Raw genomic sequence first — 21,354 nt, forward strand, 5'->3', positions numbered from 1 at the left:
GTGCGGATCAGGGTTAGCTAATCCCTTCATGATGACAGCTCGCGGATAAGCTGTGCCAGGTAACCTGCGGGGATGTTTAGCTGAATACTAAGTTCAACGTCATTAAACGTGAGCGTCATGTCCGCACCAACAGGAGCAGTCACTTGATAACGAGTCGTCTGCTCAACCACCTCTGCTCGGAACAAAACCGCTCTTTGGATGACTTCGGGTAAGCTCCAGTGAGCGTCGTTTTGAAAAGAAGGTTGAAGGGCTGAGTTGGTTCTGACGGCAGAACTCTCTCTGATTCAGGGAACTACTCTCATACTGCTGGAATATCTCCAGCCATTCTTGGTCGCTGGGTCGGCGGTGAGCCATGATCTTATCTCCTTGCTGATGGAGATAAGATCATAAAACTGGGGTCAGCTTAATTGAATGTGTGGTTTATGACGCGGTTACTATTCTTTTTCTTAACTCATGAAATTCTTTCATGAGTTAAGAAAAAGTGTTGTTGTACGCATTATTCCAGTAAGTGGCAAATAAACTGGAAGATTTTATGTGACAAATGTCACAATCGAAAGTGCGAGGAACCTAGAAAATCAGTTCATGAAAGCGATTTCGGATATCGCAGAGAATTTAGAAGTAGGGTTTTAAAGTTTTTGTGGTCACGATTAAAGATGTCTCTGAATTAGCGGGTGTTTCTCAAGCAACTGTATCGAGAGTGATTAATGGAAAGTGTCGTGTTGGTACAGATAAAAAGCTTAGAGTTGAAAGAGCAATAAAAATTTTGGGTTATAGACCTAATGCGATAGCTCAGGCATTAGCATCCTGCAGAACAGGAAGTATTGGTATTATTGTCCCTGAGTTAGGCGGTTTTTTTTCAGGTATATTAAATAGTATGGAAAGATTGCTCCGTAATTTGGGATATCACGTAATTGTAACTACAGGTTCAAATACCGAACAGAGTGAACAAGAGTCTGTTGAATTTATGCTCAATAGGCGAGTGGATGCAATTATTTTACATACGCAACAGCTTTCTGATGAATATTTAATTGATTTGGAAAAAAAAGGAATATATATAGTATTAATTAATAGAATTATACCTGAAATAGCGGAAAGCTGCATTAACATAGATAATGTGTTAGGAGGTTTAATAGCGACTAAGCATTTAATAAATATGGGGCATAAAACAATTGCTTGTATTACGGGTCCACTTGAGAAGGCTGATGCTAGAGAACGGTTAGAAGGTTATAGACAAGCACTGAATAGTTCAGATATCGAGTACAGAGATGATTTAGTAGTAGAAGCTAGCTTCACTGAAGAGTCTGGAGCCAGAGCTACTGAAAAATTGCTTGGAAGGAACTATGAATTCTCAGCTATTTTTGCATCTAATGATCATATGGCCTTTGGTGCTTCTGAAGTATTGAAAACAAAAGGATATGCTATTCCAGAGCAAATATCTTTGATTGGCTTTGATGATGTTATTTTTGCTCGTTATTTAACCCCTAGTTTAACAACAATAAACTTTCCAGTAGAAAGTATGAGTGAAGAAGCTGTACAGCTTGTTATTCAGAAAATAAAGAAACATGATAAAAATGTAAATTTTAAATTGTCACCATCTCTTGTTATTAGAGCATCAGTGAGAAATTTAAAAGAAACATGATTTTTTATATTCCTAATAAGACATTGAGGATGACATATGAAATTTAAGACATTGGCACTTTCAGGAGCGATTGCATTAACTCTCGCTTCCACTGTTTCTGCTTCGGAATCTAGTATCCGTTTCGATGGATTTCCTGATTTTGATAGTAGTTTGAAAGTAATTGCCCCGGAATTTGAAAAAGAGACAGGGATCAAAGTAGATGTTCTTATGAACAACCATGGGGATCACCATACTAAGCTAACTACTAACCTTGCGACTGGCTCTGGTGCTGGAGACGTTATTGTAGTTGATGTAGAGAAAGTTGGACCCTTTGTGGCTTCTGGGGGACTTGTGGACTTATCTAAACAGTATGGGGCAGATAAATATGAGGAACTATTTGCTCCATATGCTTGGGCTCAAGGTAAAGGTGCTGATGGCGATGTATATGGTATACCCGTCGATTTAGGCCCGGGTGTTATGTATTACCGTACGGATATTTTTGAAAAAGCTGGGATAGATCTTAAGGATGCAATTAAAGACTGGGATTCATATATCAAAGCTGGGGAAGCGTTGAAAAAACAAAATATCCAGTTAATAGCCTCAGCATCAGATGTTGCTCAAGCCATTATTTTTACGACTGTTCCTGAAGGTGAAGGTCTGTATTTTGACAAGAATGGAAAGTCAGTTGTTACCTCAGAGCGATTTGTACACGCCTTTGAAGTTGCAAAAGAAATTAGAGACAAAGGCTTAGACGGCCATATTCGAGCATGGTCGAATGAGTGGTATGAAGGATTCAGAAAAGGCACATTTGCCACGCAACTTTCTGGCGCTTGGTTACTCGGACATTTAAAAAACTGGATTGCTCCTGAAACGAAAGGGAAGTGGGCTGTATCCCATTTACCTGATGGTATCTACGGGAGTTGGGGATGATCTTTCTTATCTATACCTAAACAGTCTTCAAAGCAAGATAAAGCTTGGAAGTTTATTGAATTCATGACAACTAATAGATCTGTTCAATTGGAGCATTTTAAAACAATTGCAGCATTTCCTGCAAACGTGACAACGTATGATGACGCTCTCTTTAAAGAGAGTATGGACTTCTTAGGAGGCCAGAAAGCACGTTTACTATTTGCAGAAGTAGCGAAGAACATAAAGCCTGTTTCTCCAGCTAAAGGTGATCATATTGCTCGTTCTATCGTCTTAGAAAATGCACTGATGGAAGTTTTAGATGAAGGGAAGGATATCAAAGTAGCTTTAAAAGAAGCAGAGCGCCTAATTAAACGTCGCACAAGAAATATGTAGTTATATTAGTAGTTTTTATAATCTAGGGAGGGGAAACCTCCCTATCGTAAGAGGTTTTTACTATGAGTCAAGCAGCAAATGCAGCTATAGATTCGCTATCATCAGAAAAGGTTTTTAATCGCTTGAAATTGAAAGCGCTTACTCCTTATGGGTTTCTATTACCTTTTCTAGTTATTTTTTCGATTTTTGGTATTTTTCCATTAGTTTTTTCTGTTTTCTTGTCCTTTCATGAGTGGAACCCTGTAGAAGGGCTTAGTGCAATGAAATATGTAGGATTCGAAAATTATAGCGTTGCTTTAACCGATCCGTGGCTTTGGAGATCTTTGAAAAATACAGTTTGGCTGGCTATTACATCTGGGGTCGCTCAACACTTAATAGCAATACCAACAGCGTATATTTTGGTTTCTATGGGTAATAACATCCGGCATTGGTTAACATCAGCGTACTTCTTGCCTTATATTACTTCTACAGTTGCAGCATCTCTTATTTTTTTCAATATGTACTCTCCTCATTCAGGAATTATAAATCAGTCTTTGATTGCTTTGGCTGATAATCCTATTCTTGGCTGGGCATTTTCCTGGGTTAATGATTTTCAGCCTATTCGATGGCTAGAAGATTCTATTATGATAAAGCCATCAATTGCTATTATGGTGTTCTGGAAATATACAGGATTTAATATTGTGTTATATACAACCGGATTGATGACTATTCCTAAAGATATATTAGAAGCTGCTCGTATGGATGGAGCGAATTTCTTACGTCGTTTTTGGCATATCTCCTTACCGATGATTAGACCATTCATTTTCTTTGCTATAACCATGACTATTATTGGTAACTTACAATTGTTTGAAGAGCCATTTGTTTTAACTAGTGGTAATGGTGGTACTGGTCAGGCTGGTTTAACTATTTCTATGTATCTTTATAAAGTAGGTTGGGAGTGGCTAGAAATGGGTACAGCATCCGCAATCTCATGGCTACTATTCGCACTTATAGCAACATGTACCACAGTTCAGTTTTTGTTCTTTGGCAAGAAAGGGTTAGAGGAGTATTAAAATGGCTAGTTATATAACAACAAAGAATTCTTTATCTGGTCTGAAGCCTAGCGATAAGAATATTGAACTATTAACAAAGTTATTAATGATTTTTCTTGCTACTATTTTAATCGTATCTGCAGTAATAACCGTATTTCCTTTTATTTGGTCCGCTATTCTTTCAACTCGTGACCGCAGTGAAATATTTGGTTCTGGGATTAGTTTTGCTATTGGTGAAAGTTTAAAAATCAACTATGCGAAGTTACAAGAAATAATGCCGTTCTGGCAGGCTATGTTTAATTCAATTTATATTGCGTTTTTAGGTACAACTATTTCTTTACTATTTTGTAGCATGGGTGGGTACGCTTTTGCTGTGTATAAGTTTAAAGGTAAAAACGTACTATTTGGAATGTTGGTTGGATCAATGATGATTCCACCAGTTCTTAGCTTAATACCATATTTTATGATAGTAAAATTTTTAGGATTGATGGATAACAGTATCGCTGTTTGGTTACCGTTTACTACAACACCATTTGGAATATTCTTGATGAGGCAACATGTAGTAGCTTCTATTCCAAAGGAACTTTTGGAAGCTGCAAAATTAGATGGAGCAGGAGAATTTAGAACATATTGGAGTGTTGTATTACCATTGATGAAACCTGCTTTGGCTACTTTATCAATAGTTCAGTTTGTTTTCTTCTGGAATATGTTTATGCAGCCACTTGTGGTTCTAACTACACCTGAAAATTATGTTATCACTCAGGCATTACGGAGTGTTCAAGGTATTCCAAATACTCCTTGGGGGGCTGTAATGTTGGGTACCACCATTTCAATTTTACCATTAATTATTACTTATCTATTTGCATCTAAACAGATGATTAGTGGACTAACGTCCGGTGCAGTAAAAGGTTAGATTTAAAAAGGTTATGACAATGAATAAATATCAGCTTCCGAGTGATTCTAAGTTACGTAGTAAGGAATTTGTATTCGGAGTAGCAACTTCCTCATACCAAATTGAGGGGGCTGTAAGAGAAGGTGGAAGGGTACCTTCTATATGGGATACGTTCTGTAAAGAGCCTGGTAAAGTGGACAATGGAGATAATGGCGATATCGCTTGTGATCATTATCATTTATGGAAACAAGATATAGACATGATCCATGCGTTAGGTGTAGATGCCTATCGTTTTTCTATTGCCTGGCCTCGTATTATTCCGGAAGATGGTGTGGTGAATAAGCAAGGGCTGGAGTTTTATGAAAAGATTATTGACGAATGCCATGCTTTAGGAATGAAAGTTTATGTCACTCTGTACCATTGGGATCTTCCTCAATATCTTGAAGACAAAGGCGGGTGGCTAAATCGTGAAACTGCTTATAAATTTGCTGACTATGCTCAAGTTGTTAGTAATTATTTTGGCGACAAGATTGATGTATATACGACTCTGAATGAGCCTTTTGTAGCTGCATTTTTAGGTTATCGTTGGGGGGAACATGCGCCTGGAATTTTTGGTGAGCGAGAGGGATTTTCAGCATCGCATCATCTTATGCTAGGACATGGCTTGGCAATGCCTATTCTACGAGAAAATGCTCCTAATTCGAGTCATGGAATAGTAGTTAACGCTTCACCCGCATATCCTTATAGTGAAAAAGATCAAGGCGCAGCAGACTACAGTGAAGCAGAAAACTACCATTGGTTCCTAGACCCTGTACTGAGAGGAAAATATCCGGAATTAGTTGTTGAACGTCAGTCAATGAATATGCCAATGATTCTGGAGAACGATCTAAACATAATTAATGCTCCAGTGGATTATATTGGGATTAATTACTATACGCGTAGTGTTAATCGTTACAACGAGAATGGAGATATAGAATCAGTACCACAAGTTGATGCTGAACAGACGTACATTGGCTGGGAAATATACCCTCAAGGCCTGACAGATTTATTGGTACGTCTGAGTGAACGTTACGATAATTTGCCACCGATCTATATTTCGGAAAATGGAGCCGCTGGAGATGATAAGTGTGTGAGTGGGGAAATTCATGATACCCAGAGAGTAACTTACTATCAGGACCATCTTCAAGCAGTTGACGAGGCCATAAAAGCAGGGGTACCAGTAGTTGGTTATTTTGCATGGAGTCTTATGGATAATTTTGAATGGGCATTTGGTTATACCCAGCGTTTTGGAATGGTTCATGTCGATTATAAGACCCAGAAAAGAACACTTAAACAAAGTGCAATTGCTTATAAAAATATGCTACTAGAGCGAGCAGAGGAGAATAAATAATGGCTAAGGTTGAATTTAGAAATATTAAGAAATCATTTGGTGATGTTGATGTTGTTAAACATTTCGATTTTACTGTAAATGATGGGGAGTTTGTTGTTTTCCTTGGTCCATCTGGATGCGGTAAATCAACAACTCTTCGTATGTTAGCTGGTTTGGAGAGCATTTCTTCAGGGGATATCTTTGTTGGCGACAAGATCATGAATGATATTGATGCGAAAGATAGAGACCTAGCAATGGTATTTCAGAGCTATGCTTTATACCCACATATGACAGTATATGAAAACATTGCTTTTGCCTTAAAGCTAAAAGGTATGCCTAAATCAAAGATCGATTTAGAAGTAAGAAAAGCAGCTAAGATGTTGGAGCTTGAGCCTTTGCTAAACCGCAAGCCCAAAGAGCTTTCTGGCGGCCAGCGACAACGTGTAGCAATGGGACGGGCGATGGTTAGGACACCGAAAGTATTTTTATTTGATGAGCCATTGTCTAATCTTGATGCAAAACTGCGTGGAGTTATGCGGGAAGAAATTAAACGTCTTCACCGGGCTATTAAGACGACAACTATTTATGTAACCCATGATCAAATTGAAGCAATGACATTGGCAGATAGAATCGTTATTTTGAAAGATGGTTATGTAGCCCAGGTTGGTACTCCAACAGAAGTATTCAAAAAACCTGCTAATAAATTTGTAGCGCAGTTTATTGGTAACCCCTCAATGAATATGTTGGATGTAAAACTTAAAGAGAATAGTGGTGAATATTTTGTCGAGCTAGGAGATGTATTGATTCCTCTTCCTGAACGGTTCAAAGCTCACGCGTCTCACAATTTAGCCCTGCATCTAGGCATAAGACCGACAGATATCCACCTGAGAGCGGAGCAAGTTGGTCATGAACGGACACTTCCTATTTCAGTTAAAATTAAAGATAAAGAATTGATGGGCGCAAGTATACTTCTTCAAACAGAAATTCAGGGACAGCCACTGATTGTGGAAACTCAAGCCGCAGAAGTCGATGTAGATGAATTAACACTTTATCTTGATCTGGATTCGATACATTTATTTGATGCGTTTAGTGAAAACTCACTAGCAGAATAATAAATAAATCCATCAATTTAAAATAATTTATTTAGTTTCTCCTCGGGTGAGGAGAGGCTAGGGACACTTATAATGAAATTCGGATATTTTGACGATATAAATAAAGAGTATATAGCAACTACACCATGCACTCCAATAAAATGGTGTAACTATATAGGTACGCTAGGTTTTGGTGGAATAGTTGATAGTAACGGTGGTGTCCTTTTGTGTAAGGGCGATCCAGCGCTCAACCGAATAACAAAGTATATAACACAGTTACCTAATTCTGACTTTAAAGGTTCAACATTATATCTCAAGGTTCGAGACAAAAAAGGGAATGTGGAAATATTTTCTCCCTTTTATACTCCGACATTAAAGCCTTTGGATAAATTTGAAAATCACACGGGTCTTTCTTATACAAAGATTGTCTCTGAGGCCTTTGGTGTGCGTTGTGAAGTAACTTTTTTTATCCCCAAGAATGATCAAATACTACTGCAAGATATCAAAATCACGAATATCTCAGATAGAGAGCTACATGTCGATGTAGTACCTGTCTATGAATTTTCTCATTTTGATGCTCTTAAGCAATTAGTTAATGCTGATTGGGTACCACAAACAATGACCCTGAAAGCTCATCAACAGAAGTCGGGTCATATAGTGTTAGAGCAGTACGCCTTTATGAAGCGCGATAATGCTGTGAATCTAATGACTGCGGACCGAGCATCAACATCTTTTGATGGTGATCGGCAGAAATTTCTAGGAAATATGGGTTACGGAAGCTGGTCAGAGCCAGAAGCATTAAAAAAAGATGAGCTATGCAATAGCGAGTGTCTACGTGGGGATAATATTGGTGCTTTAAATCTTCGCATAGGTTGGCTCGCTGAAGGACAGACAGAGCGTACAGTTGTTCAGTTATCGCAGATGGCTAGTCTGGAAGAGGCTGAGCCTCAGTTGGAAAAGTACCGTGATCACAACAATGTTGATGTCGCATTCTCTGAACTAGCTGAATTCTGGGACGATTATTTGTCAACCATTACTGTTGCAACACCAGATGCAGCAATGAACACGATGCTGAACATTCATAACCCTAGGCAGTGTCATACAACCAAAAATTGGTCTAGATATCTATCTTTATATCAGCTTGGTTTTGGTGCGAGAGGTATTGGTTTCCGAGATTCCGCACAGGATATTCTAGGTGTTATTGCTCATATGCCTGAAGATGCTCGTGAATTTATAGAACGTCTACTTTCGGTACAGAATACAAACGGTTCTGCGATGCACCAATTTTTTCCATCAACAATGGAAGCGAATGCAGGTGATTCTAGAGAAGAAGAAGACCGACCAGACTATTATGGTGATGACCATCTATGGATTATTTACGCTGTTACCCAATATGTAAAAGAAACAGGAAATAAGTCTTTTCTGGATAAAAAAATTCCTTTTTATCAAAAAGATAAGAACGGAGAGCCTATTGAAAAGGCAAGTGTTTGGGAACACTTATGTCGCGGTATTGAATTTACCAGAACGAATATCGGTAAACATGGCTTACCTCTATTAGGTTTTGCTGATTGGAACGATACGGTGAACTTGCCTACTGGGTCTGAGTCTATGATGGTTGCTAACATGTATGGTAAAGCATTATTAGACATGTTGGATTTGTGTAAACTGAGAGGGGATGAGCAACTATCAGAGTACTTTAAATCACATTACGATGACATGAAAAGTAATGTGCAAGCACATGGGTGGGATGGAGAATGGTTTATTCGTTATTTTGATGAGTCGGGACAACCAATTGGCTCTCATAGTAACGAACGAGGTCAGATCTATACTAATGGACAGAGCTGGCCAGTTTTATCTGGGTTCGCCTCAGAGGAACAGTCAAAGAAAGCTTTAAATTCAGTCTATAGCAAATTAAATACTGATAATGGTATTAAGTTATCAACCCCGGGCTACGATGGTTTTAATCCGAGCCTTGGTGGAGTGTCCACTTATCCACCTGGAGCAAAAGAAAATGGCGGTATTTTCCTTCATTCTAATCCTTGGGTTATGATTGCTGAGACAAAAGTAGGTAATGGTGATCGTGCATATGAGTATTATCTTCAGATTAATCCAGCGTCAAAGAATCACAATATAGATACTTTCGAATCAGAACCATATTGTTATCCACAAAATATACTTGGAGATGAGCACAAACAGTTCGGGCTTGGTCGAAATGCATGGCTTTCCGGAACTTCTTCATGGACATATATTGCAGGGACTCAATGGATTCTTGGTATTCGTCCAGAGATAGATGGTTTGCTTATAGATCCATGTATCCCACACAACTGGCCTGGTTTCAAAGTATGTCGTCAATTCCGTGGGGCCACTTACCATATTAATGTTCGTAATCCAAATAATGTATGTAAAGGTGTAGTAGATATGCGTATTAATGGCGAATTTATTGAAGGCAATAAAGTTCCGGTGTTTAATTCAGGAGAGTATAATATTGAAGTAACACTTGGTTAACTGAAGGTAGGGCGCCTACAGCGCCCTACAATATTCGTCATAGGGGTTATTTTTTAGTGTTTTAGCCTCGGAATATAGCATGGCAACTCCAGGTGAAGGTTTGATTTTCATTTGGAGCGAGCTCTAGTAAACCAATGTGGTTGTTAAAAGCATTTGCTGGACAAGTCATTGGTTCAATCGCAATAGTTTGCTCACCCTCAGGAATATAGAGTTGAGTGAATGGATAGTTTGAATCTTGCTGATAATATAATGTAGCTAAATTATCCGACCGGTTTAGTGTAAGTTTTATTTCCGTATTAGATTCGAATTTGAAGCAATGATTTAAATTGACTCCATTTAGAGTGTTCTGCTCTCTAAAATGATCAAATGGAAATGTATTTCCACTTGGAAGATCATTGATATGCTCCATTTCATCGCAATTTGGCATGGATAATAATTGATTATGCAGTTCGGTACCAAGTGAAAAGTATGGATGCCATGCATCACCAAAAGGAAACGATTTGGAACCATTATTTTTTACTGAGGTTAAGCAGTCGAGTTTACCGGTTTTATCAATATGGAATGTTACATCCATTTGAAATGAAAAAGGATAGCCTATATGCAATGAGTCTGTTTCGTAACGCAGTGTCACTTCTGCATGTGAGTGTGAAGTATGGCTGTTAACAAGTTTGAACGCTTGATTATATAATCATCAGCTTGGAAGGATTATGACCACCCTAATATAATTACCCCCGTCTTAGCTCTTTGGTAAGTAATTACAAGCCTTTCAGGGGTTTTTTCTATTTGACTTGTTTGTCATTCAATGCCATTTTAAACCGTAACTAGAATTTATGGTTGCCACAAAAAGTTTACTAAGTATACCTAAATTTGTGGTTTGAGGTGTTGCATTTGGCGAGATTTTTATCTGTCCGGAATAAGAAAAACTTATCTGTTGATGTCCACCCTCGTGCTTATGAGGCATATCGGTTTTTTCATGCTCAGATGTTTTTGTTCCATAAAACTGAACTTGGCACTCAGGTGTTGGACGGACTTCAGAAAGGGCAAATCTTTTCTGCGGTGCAAGCCTCGAGTTCTAAATGTTATCTCTTTAGCGGATTTGAAATACACGGTTTTTCCATTAATGAGTTTGATATGAGCGATCATCAAGTCGTGATTTATGATGACCTGGCTGAAGAGGATATAGAGTTACTGGCCTGGACTGGCGTATTTAGGGTCTTACTTTCTTCAGTTCAGGGAGGAAGAGTGGAGGCGTTACGCAAAGCTATTAATGAGCAGGTACCGAAATCGGTTCTTAATTCTGTTTTCTCTGTTAAAACACTTACCCAGGACTTCGTCGCGAAATGCACACCGTATTCTTTGGCTGGTTTAAAAAAGCAGAGCAAAAAGAGCGCAATTATCCCTACTGCATCAGAGCCTGAAACCAAAACTGTTTCGATTTTCGAGCAATTAACCAATGAAGTTCGAAGCAATGAATCATGATGAGGTAAAGCAGCGGTTTGCTGACAAGAATCAGCAGTACTTCTTTCAGAACTTGTTTTGTGGCTCTGAGCGCGAAAATGGCGCTCTTGCAAATGAAGTTATACGACTGTGTGAAGAGCTGGATGCTCGCTATGCTGCTCACTTTACTGAAATAAAGCTCCTGCTGGAAGTAGCTACAACATATCAGTGTGATTCTCCCTTACCTTTGGCAGAAGTGTATTCCAATTTTAAAGACAAAAATTTTTTAACCCTTTATGTTGTTGCTTGTTTTGTTGCTGTTGATATGAGTCGAATTTCTTATGATATTAAGCAGTATGATCAATACAAAGCGTTAACTTTACTAGTGGTGGCTCACCTGAGCTTTCAGGGGGATCATGAATCAAAAATTGAACGCCTGTGTAACGAATTACGGCAGTATGCATTAGGTAAACGTGAACGGCTTGCGGCTTACCTTCCTAATATTCTCCAGACTACTTTTCCACTCTTAATCGACGAGCTCGAGGTGTTGCTGCAATCCGATGAGCTTCAGCAACTTAATGTCGGCCGTCAGATTGCCAATATTAAAGTGCCTTATCAGGCCTCCTATGAAAATAAGCGCGGCTTTCATCGAAGCGTAGGCTCTCGTGAATTTAAACGAGAAGGCCGATTACACACTACCGAGAAAAAGTATATTGATGACGACAGTAGTGTTTCAGTCGTAGAAATCAAAGAGCTAAAATTTGGTGAGCAGGGTGATAAAAGTGCTTCGTGGGTAGATGAAGAGGAACGATCTGCGAACTCTCGTTCCATTTCAATGGTGACCTCTCCGGGGTTTGTTACCAAGGACTATGGCGCACAGGCGCTACAGGCCAGAGCGGTAAATGAACGTATACGTAAAAAGAGCATGATGCTTACCTGTGATATCTCTGCAATGACTCCGTTGGAGTTACATCATCTGGTGGTTGATTGCATTGCCTCCCTAAAAAATCAGGACGAACATCAGGAATGTGCACGTCTTCTTCTTTTAATGCTTCTGACCGGAAATGGATTTGAAGAGATAAAAGCCTGGCAGGCCAGACGAAACAGCAGGCGGAGAATCATTGGCGTAAAAAGAAAGTTTAAACTCCCGAGTCAAAAGCTTCGAAAGGAACTGCTTCCTTTTGTTAAGAATGTCGCTCAGGAGTACACACTTCCTCTACCTTTGAATCTGGTGAGTGATCTGAGCAGCTTCAAATTTAGCAGCACTGAAGAGAAAGACGTTAAGGCCTTTCTATCAACTATAAAAAAACGCCATGATGTTGGGCTAACATTATCCAGGATAACCTCTTATTTGCCACAGACGTTAAAAGGAAATGGCATTGATTGTACTCTGATTGATTTGATAACCGGCTTTGATGCTAAAAATCAGCCAGCCCGCTTTTATACTCACGTTCCCTACGATGAACTACTCACAGTAGTAAGAAGATACTTTAACCATATAAATAAGGCCGCTGAGACGGATTATTTACTTGATTTAGATGTTAGGGAAACTGGGCAGTCTTTAGGGTCTCCATTGTATATTGATACCGGGATCCTGAAGTTCATATTCACCAAAATACAAACAAAGCTCAATGATGCTCCACCCGAGTGTGAGGATTATTATTCTGAGGAAACCCACAACCTCCGGGTGGTTTATTTGCAATTGGTACTGGGGCTGGTGAGTGGTTACAGGCCTGTTGAGGGTTGGTTTGGAAATGTCGATGATATCCATTTTTCTACCGGCGAATACCGGATAGCCGAAAAAGAACGCGGCACGGGATACAGTGGGAGAACGGTGCTCTTGCCTGATATCGCGTTGGTGCACCTTAGGGAGTATATGAGTTACTGTGAAGAGGCAGCGATTCATTTCTCAGTAACAGACAGTGAATTGTCTCAGCGATATCGTCAATCACTCAATGGCAGTATGCCTTTTTGTTTCTACCGTTATCAGGAGCGGGTACAGGAGGTGACACCTTCAACCTACATGCAACACATTGATTCGATAATTCCTCTTCCTGCTAACTGGACGCGTCACTACTTACGTTCACTGCTGTTCAGCTATGATATCTCCGATGAGTTAATTGGGGCCTGGATGGGGCATATTCATTCCAATCAACTCCCTTTTGCTCAGTTTAGCCAATTGAGTCGTCAGGATTTGCAAAAGATCCGTGATTTGCTGCAAGAGCACATCATCAGTCTGTTGTCTGGAGAGTGACAGTGAAAACGGAAAATATCGGTGAAGAAAAACGGCATAACAAACGTCTCGCGCATAGAGAGGCAGTAAAAAGTAAATCGCGGCAACTGCTTGAAAAGGTATTCCCTAACCCCGTACAAATACCATCTGAAACCGCCTTTATTAGCTCCTGGGAAAAATACAGTGACAGCCTGCTGGATACTTATGGTCAGCAGCGGGATTTCCGGCTTGCTTTTAATCATGGCGTAAGCCTTGTCAAAAAATATCAAAAGGTGCATGGATGGACGCTCTCGCCACCTTCTCACCTGATCACAAATAAAACGCCGACTCAGTTACGAAGTCCCGAATGGTTAAAAGGGGCATGGGCGCTGTATGATGCCTACGATATATGGTTGAAAGAGAAATCAGATAGGGACAAGCGTGATGTCCGCTTTCGCTACCAGTCATTAATCTTGTCGCTCCTCATGGACTCGGGACAGTGCAACATAGATGTTGTAAGAAGCTTTAATCACCAGTTGCAGCAGGACAAAAAGTTAAACCTGAAAAGTTTTGCCAACCGAACATTTGTGACATTAAAACTGGAAAATGAAAATTTAAACAGTAATGCCTATGAGGCAGGTGAGCCTGTCACTACCTTTCAATGTTACTTGTCAGTTAGAACTCTGGGGCAACTTAGGCTCTGGCAAAAGCTGAATAAAAAGGAGTGGCAATTTCCGCAAGATAGTAAGCAGATACTACAGGCCCTGTTAGCCGGCTTTCCAGAGCAAAAACATTTACCGACAAGCTTAAAGCAGTTTTGCTCCTGCGGGGCATTCTGGTATGAAAGGAACGCCAATCTCCGCCTGAGTCAGGCGTTGTTAGAGTACAGGGTAGGGCGAACCCGGTCCTATTCTTTGCCAATTTCCAACCTGGTTAGACTGATTTCTCCTGTTATACACCCTGTACAAGCAACATCATTTTCGGATTTTTCTACCGATGTAAAAGTAAAACACTCCCGAAAACTGGAAACCCAAAGCAAACCGATTTCACTGAAACAAAGCCAGTTTACCAGTGAGTTAAAAAGAGCCTGTAAACCCACTGAAAACGGAGAGAAAGTTACAGAAGATACAGTCAGAGGCAGGCTGGAAGGGCTTTTAGAGCAGTATCAGATGGAGCCATGGCAACAGGTTTTTATCCAGTGGCTGATATACAAGACTCATGGTTGCGTAGCCAAGACAGTTCACCAGTATATGCTTAATCAGGTTAAATACTGGTACCTGATGAACACCGAGAGCCATTTGTCTGAATTGACTGCCAGTGCGGATATTGAAGGTATTTATCAGGAGCAAATTGATAAGCACCTGACCAAGAAATCGCAAAGCTATTTCGCTAAAAGGCTGAAGGAGCTACACGGATTTGCTGCGCCTGTATTGGGGCTTCCTTCACTGAGTGACAGCTTCTTTCACATTGATGCCGGAAAGAAACATACACGGGCAGGGCTTATCGATGAGCCGCTATTTAAGAAGTTACTTCAGCATATCGAAAAATTAATGGATCTTAATGATATCGATAAACTTGCGCTTCAATCGATATGTATCCTGGCTTATCGTTGTGGACTCCGTCTTAACGAACTCTATAAGTTACAGCTTAAAAACCTTGAAAGCTCGAAAACTGGCTGGCTTGAAATTCGTCCGAACCGGTTTGGTGACAACAAAACCGCAAGTGGTCTTCGAAAAGTCCCTGTTTTTTCGATGCTGTTTGAGCATGAGTGCGATATTGTTGCAGACTACCTTCGTTTAAAACGAGGACAAAATTTATCGAAAACTTCGCCGCTGTTGACGATGGGCGAAAATACTCACCGGCCATTTAATACTTTTGCGGTTTCAAACTACGTTGGAAAGGTGCTTAGAGCACTTTCCGGTGAAGATCACCTAGTGTTTTATCATCTGAGACACAGCTGTTTCAGCAGGCTGCAGCTAATGCTTGAAAGCTATAATCCTAAGGAATTGCTGCCTGAATTTTATCCATACTCAGAGAAACAGACTGCAGATCTGCGACAAAAGCTATTTAAAAAAACCTATAGCAATGGATATTGGGAGATAGCGGCTTTGGGGGGGCATGAGAGTCCCCAAGTCACTTTTATGCATTATTTCCATTTGAGCGATTTGCTGGCAACACCGTCGGGTGAGCAAGACACCCCGGTTTCACTTAAAGGTGCGCAGGAGAGCGGGCTGTGCAGCCGACGGTATTATCAATCGCTGAAAAAAGACAAAGAAGACATAACGTATGGAGACTTTTTTGAGTTATTAGCTGATGAACTGAATATCGAGAATCTAGAGACAGAGTCTGAGAAAATTACCGCCGAGGAAATTATTTTGCAGCGCCCTGATAAAGAAAAAGTCAGTATCAGTATTTGTTACCAGGTTCTTGAAGCGATTTCTCGAGGTGAACGTATTGATTTATTAGCGTATCAATATCGCCTGAAACAAGAAACGATAGATAAGTGGCTTCATAATGCTCTTTACCTAAAGTCATTAATGGCCTCAAATTCTGGTTCAAAAGTCAAATACGACAAATCCGGCAATAAGTTGGATATTGCCCCTTTGTCCCGCCAATTTTCGGCTCGCAGAGAGCATGCGCTTGTCCCCGGTAAACTGAAGACGATTAGGGAAATAGAGTATACGGAAAAATTTGTTCAGCAACTAAGAGTTCACTACAAAGAGAGGTCTGAAGTTATCAGCGACATGATGCAGTATTGTTTGAAGCATACCGTTGTCAGTAAGTCTGGTGTTAACTTCAACTCTCCTTCGACGCTAAAGCAATTTATTGACACCTTTCAGTTTGCGATCCCTAAGTCACATTGGCGGGCAGTAAAGCTATATATCAACACCAGTAGCATAAAAGAAGAGTGGCAAGCTTTATTGAAAGGTATGGCAACAATTGAAGGCAAACGAGGAAAGAAAACCGGACGAAGCGGCACTGGTTCGGTTCGGCTTGAGCTCATCAGTCCTTCCGAGGAAAAATATACAGAAGGGGATAGGGTTAATAAATACTCTTCCCACTTGGTGGTGTATCTGATGTTTATGTCGTTTGTGTTGCTGCAGAACCAAGATTTGTTACCGACCTCTAGTTAACGTTGAAAAGCAAAAAAGTCGCTTAATGAATTGTCCAGTCTGACTGGAGCAGAGCAAACACAGCAGTGGGGAAAACCAATTCAGGTTATCCATAAAGGTGATGTGGTTTGGTGTCCGCCAGGAATTAAACATTGGCACGGTGCGGGTGAATCTAGCGCAATGGCACACATTGCTATCAGCCCGGTTGCTACGGATGGAAAAAAAGTCACTTGGCTAGAAAAAGTGGAACTTCCTATAGTTGAAAAAGCCAAACCTCAACAACCAGGCAAACTCGCTACCGTTAATTTATCGAATGAGCAGCTCAGTTTAATCCCAATCGCTGCGTTTACTGCGACTGGCCAATTGGATAAGTTGAAATCGGCTTTGATCAACGGGTTAGAAAAGGGGCTTACGGTTAATCAAATCAAAGAAGTATTTGCTCATCAATATGCCTACGTAGGTTTCCCGAGGGCTTTAAACGGCATGCTTACCTTCAGAGCGCTGCTTGAAGAGCGTTTGGCGGCTGGCATTTCCGACACTTTGGGGGCGGTACCAAGTGTGTTACCGGAACGTACCGATTACTACCGACGTGGTAATCAAACTCTGGCTTATATAAATCAGGTGCCTGTTGAACAGGTATCGGCACCTCTTTTCAATAATTTCTCACCAACCATGGACCATGCATTAAAAGAACATCTATTCGGTTACCTCTTTAGCCGAGACAACTTACCACCGCTGTATCGTGAATTGGTCGTGGTTAGCTCCTTATCAGCATTAGGGGATGTTAATGCACAGCTACGTTCGCATCTAAGAATTGCAACGACTCTGGGAGTTGATGCCAGCCAAATGGAACGAGTGTTTGCTGAATTTGAACAAGCGATGGGTTCTGATTTAGCCGCTAATGCGAAAAGCGTATTACAGCAGCTGCAATAAATTCTCTATAAGAACAATAAATTCAGGAAAAAACTTAATGAAAAATAGTATGCCGGCACTTATGCGTTTGGTGTTATTTACCTGCATCACGACCTCAAGTATTAAGGTGGCTGCAGATGATAGTACAACGCCAAAAGAACCACATAAAAATTTGGTGGTTTACTTTTCTCAACCGGAAGATGTGTCATTAGATGGTGTTGATGCCGTTTCCGGAGCCAGTTTGCTTCGAAAGAATCAGCAGAATTTAGGGGCAACTCAGTACATTGCTAAGTTGATAGAGCAAAAAGTTGGAGCGGATATCTATCCTATAGAACCCGCTCAACCGTATCCCCGCGATCACAAGCCGTTAGTTGATTTCGCTCAACAGGAGAAGAGAAACCGAGTTCGCCCGGCTATCAAACATCCTCTTCCCGATTTAGAACAATACGATACGGTATTTATTGGTTATCCAATCTGGTGGTATCAAATGCCGATGATCCTCTATACATTTTTGGAGGAGAACGATTTTAGTGGAAAAAAGGTTATTCCGTTTTCAACCCATGGTGGTAGCCGCCTTTCTGGGACCGTGCGTGAAATTATCGCTCTCCAGCCAAATGCTCATGTTGAGACCGATGCATTTAGCATTTCAAGAGATGATGTAGCAGATAGTTCCACACCCGAGGAGGTCTATGAGTGGTTAGATGACATCGAGGTTAAGTGACCATTATTCATGATCATCAAGCTTAAATATATTTATCAGGTCGCTCAGGATAGCGTAATGGTTATCCTGTTCGGTGCTTTAATGGGATTCCATTTATGGCAGGAAAGTACCCATGAGTGGTTGGGGCTGGCTTTTTTACTTATAGTATTTAAGCACCTTGTTTTAAATAACCACTGGTTTCAGCGTTTATGGCTAGGTGATTACGACCTGTTCCGGGCTTTGAAGCTAGCCATAAATATCGTGCTGGCTGGTCTACTCATTACTGCTATTGTAAGTGGGGTAGTGCTTTCCCAGCATATATTCGCTGATTTCTTCTTTCATAATGCATCTGATATGGTGCGCAAAACTCATATGACTAGCGTACACTGGCTGCAAATTATCATGGCAGTGCATCTGGGCATGCACTGGAAAATGCTCGCCCGATTTTTTTCGCAATTGTGGCATATTTCTGAGAATTCACGAATTGCAAAGTTCGGTTCATTTTTGTCTTTAATGCTGTCAGTTTATGGGGTAAGTATATTTATTCAGCGGGATATGAGTGCTTACCTGCTATTGCAGGTGGATTATGCTTTCTTCGACTTTGAACAATCAGTGGCTGGTTTCTACTTTGACTATATTGCAGTAACAATCCTGTTTGCCTATACCACGCGGTTTTTCCTCTGGCTGTTTCTGTTCAGAAATGAACAACCAGTTAAAGAATGATTCCTTGCCACTGGCTCCCATAGCGGCTACGAAGATTTGTGCCATGTATAACGCAAATATCATGGAGATTCATCTAGCAAAAGATATTCTGAATGAAGAAAGGGCAAGATAAAATATCTTAGCCCTTAGTGTTGTAGTCAAATACTAAATAATTCGGTTTGGAGAATTATAGCAAACCAGATTATATTATTGGGGTTGTGTTACTCAAAAAAGTCCACGAAGGAAGATGGTGTTGAGAGCGTTAGACTTAATACGCTGTTCGAGACCAGAGAGCGTCATTAACATCAAGGTTGGGGATATAATCCCGCCTTGAGGCGTGCCTTCATCGGTATCGTAAAACAGCCCCTTGTCTACAAAGGCAGACTTTAACCATTGCTCCAACATACGCTTATCAACGGCGACATTATCCATAAACAGCGCTTCATACGACTTCACGTCGCACGCCCCATTGTGAGCTACGTGAACCATCTGCTTGACCTAGTTTTTGTAATGAGTGAAAGTGGCTGGAAATGCCTGTTATTGTCTTTTGTTAACTTGTTGTTAATATGAAAACTAGTTTAAGTATTCGCACTTACACAAAGCGCTTTAGTCGCCATGTTCACGATAGCTATCATCAACTGGTACTGCCTATTCAAGGTAATATTCATATTGATATGGATGGTTTCTTGGGTAAAGTGAGTGTCGGTGAATGCGTGGTAATCCCAAAAGGTGTAGCTCATGGATTTAATGCTGATGAAGCAGCACGATTCATTGTAGCTGATCTTGATGAACTGCCTTCCCATTTGATCAGTGAGGAACTAGCTGTTTTTTCGACCTCTCCCCCTTTGTTGAGCTTTATTCACTTTGTTGAAAAGCAACTTGAATATCAGGTGGATAGTGCAATTGAAGCATCTATGGTAAGTATCTTCACCTTATTGCTGGGACAGCAAGAGTTGTCTCGAACTAACGATCCACGGATTCGAGTAGTGAAGGTGATGATCAGTGAACGGTTAGCCGAGCCTCTTACTATTCAGTCGCTTGCTAAGGTTGCGTATCTTAGTCCAACTCAGTTTAAGAAGCTCTTTAAAGAAAACATAGGGATGAGTGTGCTCAAATACATCACTGAGCAACGTATGGAGAAGGCTAAGGCATTGCTAACCCATACTGACTTACCTGTGCAGTGGGTAGCTGAGCGGGTAGGATACAGCGACCTTTCAGCTTTTAGCCGACGCTTTTCCGCCCACTATGGAATGTCTCCAAGGGAGTTCGCGCGCTCTTGAGTTCGTCTATTTAAGCAACTATTGCGTCCTTTTAGCAAAAACATGATGTGATTAATCACCTAAGATATCTGTCCTGTTATAAGTTTCTCGGTAGATATATCTATGCTGCATAATCGCTATACTTCCTATCAGCTTGGCATTTTCTCGATACTGTTTGCTTCGGTCTTGTGGGGTACTACAGGCACCGTCGCTAGTTTAGCTCCAGATGTCAGCTCTCTAGCTATAGGCGCTTTTTCAATGGGAGTTGGTGGGCTTTTTCAAGCCTTATTATCTCGTAAGCAATTGCGAGATGATTTCAAAAAAATTCTGATTCATAAGAGGAAGTTAGCCGTTAGCGCAATCGCTTTGGCTGTCTACCCATTGGCATTTTATTCCTCGATGAGACTGGCTGGTGTCGCAATTGGCACCGTGATTTCTATTGCAACAGCACCGTTTTTTGCGGTCATGCTTGAGTGTCTATTTAGCAAAGGTAAAAGTATCACGAAAAAATGGTTACTTAGCTTTTCTGTCGGTATTACAGGCATCATGTTGTTGGTTTTTTCGGAGTCATCAGCAATCCATACAGTTAATAACTTGAGACTGATTGGCATCTTGTTGGGTCTTATGGCAGGTTTGTTTTATGCTGTCTATTCTTGGGTTGCTAAGGCACTGATTGAGCAGGGTATCCAATCCCAATCGGCTTTAGGCTGTATTTTTGGTTTTGGTTCATTAATTTTGCTTCCAACGCTTTTGGTCACTGGAGATAATCTTTTTGCATCAGCAACCAATATTCTGGTAGTTGGCTATATGGCCTTGATACCAATGGGGTTGGGTTATATTGCTTATGGGTTTGGCCTGAGGTTTGTGACCGCAAGCAGTGCAAGTTTGATTACACTTTTTGAGCCTGTTGTAGCCGCTGCTTTGGCAGTGGTGATAGTTGGCGAGTCGATACCAATGCTTGGATGGAGTGGTATTGGTTTAATCCTAATTTGTCTGTTGATTCAAGTGAAGGCAGGTAGCCATCTATGAACCACCAGGTATGGATATTATCGTGTCTAATTATTTTCTATGTTAAGCATTAGGCTGACTGCTAACAAAGCTGTTCGATTGCGATATACAGAGCCACACTACGAAAATGGGACACTCCACTAAGCGATTTTCCAATACCTAGAGCTATTCGTATATTACTAAATTAGTAAACACGCAAACAA

Annotated in this window: 14 protein-coding genes and 4 pseudogenes; 15 read left to right on the forward strand and 3 right to left on the reverse strand. The window is 40.6% G+C overall.

The annotated features are described in order from the left end of the window. Positions 1 to 26: 26 nt before the first annotated feature. Positions 27 to 354, reverse strand: a pseudogene (tnpA, locus tag DI392_RS11205) (IS66 family insertion sequence element accessory protein TnpA). A 283-nt stretch (positions 355 to 637) separates the two neighbouring features. Here tnpA and DI392_RS11210 point away from each other — a divergent pair. From DI392_RS11210 to DI392_RS11240, 7 genes and pseudogenes are all read left to right on the forward strand, one after another. Beyond that, entirely contained in the window at positions 638 to 1,639 is a 1,002-nt protein-coding gene (locus DI392_RS11210) for a LacI family DNA-binding transcriptional regulator (RefSeq protein ID WP_109319994.1), read from the forward strand. A 36-nt stretch (positions 1,640 to 1,675) separates the two neighbouring features. Continuing rightward, positions 1,676 to 2,920 (forward strand): annotated as a pseudogene (locus DI392_RS11215) (ABC transporter substrate-binding protein). Positions 2,921 to 2,982: 62 nt separating this feature from the next. Beyond that, on the forward strand, positions 2,983 to 3,972 hold the full coding sequence (locus DI392_RS11220; RefSeq protein ID WP_109319995.1) for a carbohydrate ABC transporter permease: 990 nt from the start codon (positions 2,983 to 2,985) through the stop codon (positions 3,970 to 3,972). A gap of 1 nt (position 3,973) precedes the next feature. Continuing rightward, positions 3,974 to 4,864 (forward strand): carbohydrate ABC transporter permease, encoded by an 891-nt coding sequence (locus DI392_RS11225; RefSeq protein WP_109319996.1) that lies wholly within the window; start codon positions 3,974 to 3,976, stop codon positions 4,862 to 4,864. A gap of 19 nt (positions 4,865 to 4,883) precedes the next feature. Beyond that, entirely contained in the window at positions 4,884 to 6,233 is a 1,350-nt protein-coding gene (locus DI392_RS11230) for a GH1 family beta-glucosidase (protein ID WP_109319997.1), read from the forward strand. After that, positions 6,233 to 7,324 carry an ABC transporter ATP-binding protein gene (locus DI392_RS11235; protein WP_109319998.1) on the forward strand — a complete coding sequence of 364 codons (1,092 nt, stop codon included), beginning with the start codon at positions 6,233 to 6,235 and terminating at the stop codon, positions 7,322 to 7,324. The genes DI392_RS11230 and DI392_RS11235 overlap by 1 nt, the downstream gene beginning before the upstream one ends. 72 nt (positions 7,325 to 7,396) lie before the next feature. Further along, complete coding sequence (locus DI392_RS11240; protein WP_109319999.1) at positions 7,397 to 9,808, forward strand: glycoside hydrolase family 94 protein; 2,412 nt, start codon at positions 7,397 to 7,399, stop codon at positions 9,806 to 9,808. Positions 9,809 to 9,869: 61 nt separating this feature from the next. On the opposite strand, the pseudogene DI392_RS11245 reads toward DI392_RS11240, so the two are convergent. Beyond that, positions 9,870 to 10,478: pseudogene (locus DI392_RS11245) on the reverse strand (aldose 1-epimerase); the annotation flags it as partial. A gap of 197 nt (positions 10,479 to 10,675) precedes the next feature. On the opposite strand from DI392_RS11245, the gene DI392_RS11250 reads away from it, so the two are divergent. The 6 genes from DI392_RS11250 to DI392_RS11275 are packed head-to-tail and all read left to right on the forward strand — an operon-like array spanning position 10,676 to position 18,905. Next, the gene (locus DI392_RS11250; RefSeq protein WP_146194532.1) at positions 10,676 to 11,287 is read left to right on the forward strand and encodes a hypothetical protein; all 612 of its coding nucleotides are present in this window, start codon (positions 10,676 to 10,678) and stop codon (positions 11,285 to 11,287) included. Further along, the gene (locus tag DI392_RS11255) at positions 11,262 to 13,499 is read left to right on the forward strand and encodes a hypothetical protein (protein WP_109320002.1); all 2,238 of its coding nucleotides are present in this window, start codon (positions 11,262 to 11,264) and stop codon (positions 13,497 to 13,499) included. Before DI392_RS11250 ends, DI392_RS11255 begins: the two co-directional genes overlap by 26 nt. 2 nt (positions 13,500 to 13,501) lie before the next feature. After that, complete coding sequence (locus tag DI392_RS11260) at positions 13,502 to 16,591, forward strand: site-specific integrase (RefSeq protein WP_109320003.1); 3,090 nt, start codon at positions 13,502 to 13,504, stop codon at positions 16,589 to 16,591. Between the two features lie 30 nt (positions 16,592 to 16,621). Beyond that, positions 16,622 to 17,503 carry a cupin domain-containing carboxymuconolactone decarboxylase family protein gene (locus DI392_RS11265; RefSeq protein ID WP_109320004.1) on the forward strand — a complete coding sequence of 294 codons (882 nt, stop codon included), beginning with the start codon at positions 16,622 to 16,624 and terminating at the stop codon, positions 17,501 to 17,503. 37 nt (positions 17,504 to 17,540) lie between these two features. Continuing rightward, positions 17,541 to 18,203 (forward strand): flavodoxin, encoded by a 663-nt coding sequence (locus DI392_RS11270; protein ID WP_109320005.1) that lies wholly within the window; start codon positions 17,541 to 17,543, stop codon positions 18,201 to 18,203. Between the two features lie 9 nt (positions 18,204 to 18,212). Continuing rightward, positions 18,213 to 18,905, forward strand: coding sequence for a DUF4405 domain-containing protein (locus DI392_RS11275; RefSeq protein ID WP_219930901.1), 693 nt, complete (start codon positions 18,213 to 18,215; stop codon positions 18,903 to 18,905). A gap of 234 nt (positions 18,906 to 19,139) precedes the next feature. On the opposite strand, the pseudogene DI392_RS11280 reads toward DI392_RS11275, so the two are convergent. Beyond that, positions 19,140 to 19,319 (reverse strand): annotated as a pseudogene (locus tag DI392_RS11280) (group II intron reverse transcriptase/maturase); the annotation flags it as partial. A 131-nt stretch (positions 19,320 to 19,450) separates the two neighbouring features. On the opposite strand from DI392_RS11280, the gene DI392_RS11285 reads away from it, so the two are divergent. After that, positions 19,451 to 20,164, forward strand: a complete 714-nt coding sequence (locus DI392_RS11285; protein WP_109320006.1) for an AraC family transcriptional regulator — start codon at positions 19,451 to 19,453, stop codon at positions 20,162 to 20,164. Between the two features lie 96 nt (positions 20,165 to 20,260). Further along, entirely contained in the window at positions 20,261 to 21,172 is a 912-nt protein-coding gene (locus tag DI392_RS11290) for a DMT family transporter (protein ID WP_181388411.1), read from the forward strand. Positions 21,173 to 21,354 lie beyond the last annotated feature (182 nt).

This window comes from Vibrio albus (assembly GCF_003144035.1).
Taxonomy (GTDB): Bacteria; Pseudomonadota; Gammaproteobacteria; order Enterobacterales; family Vibrionaceae; genus Vibrio; species Vibrio albus.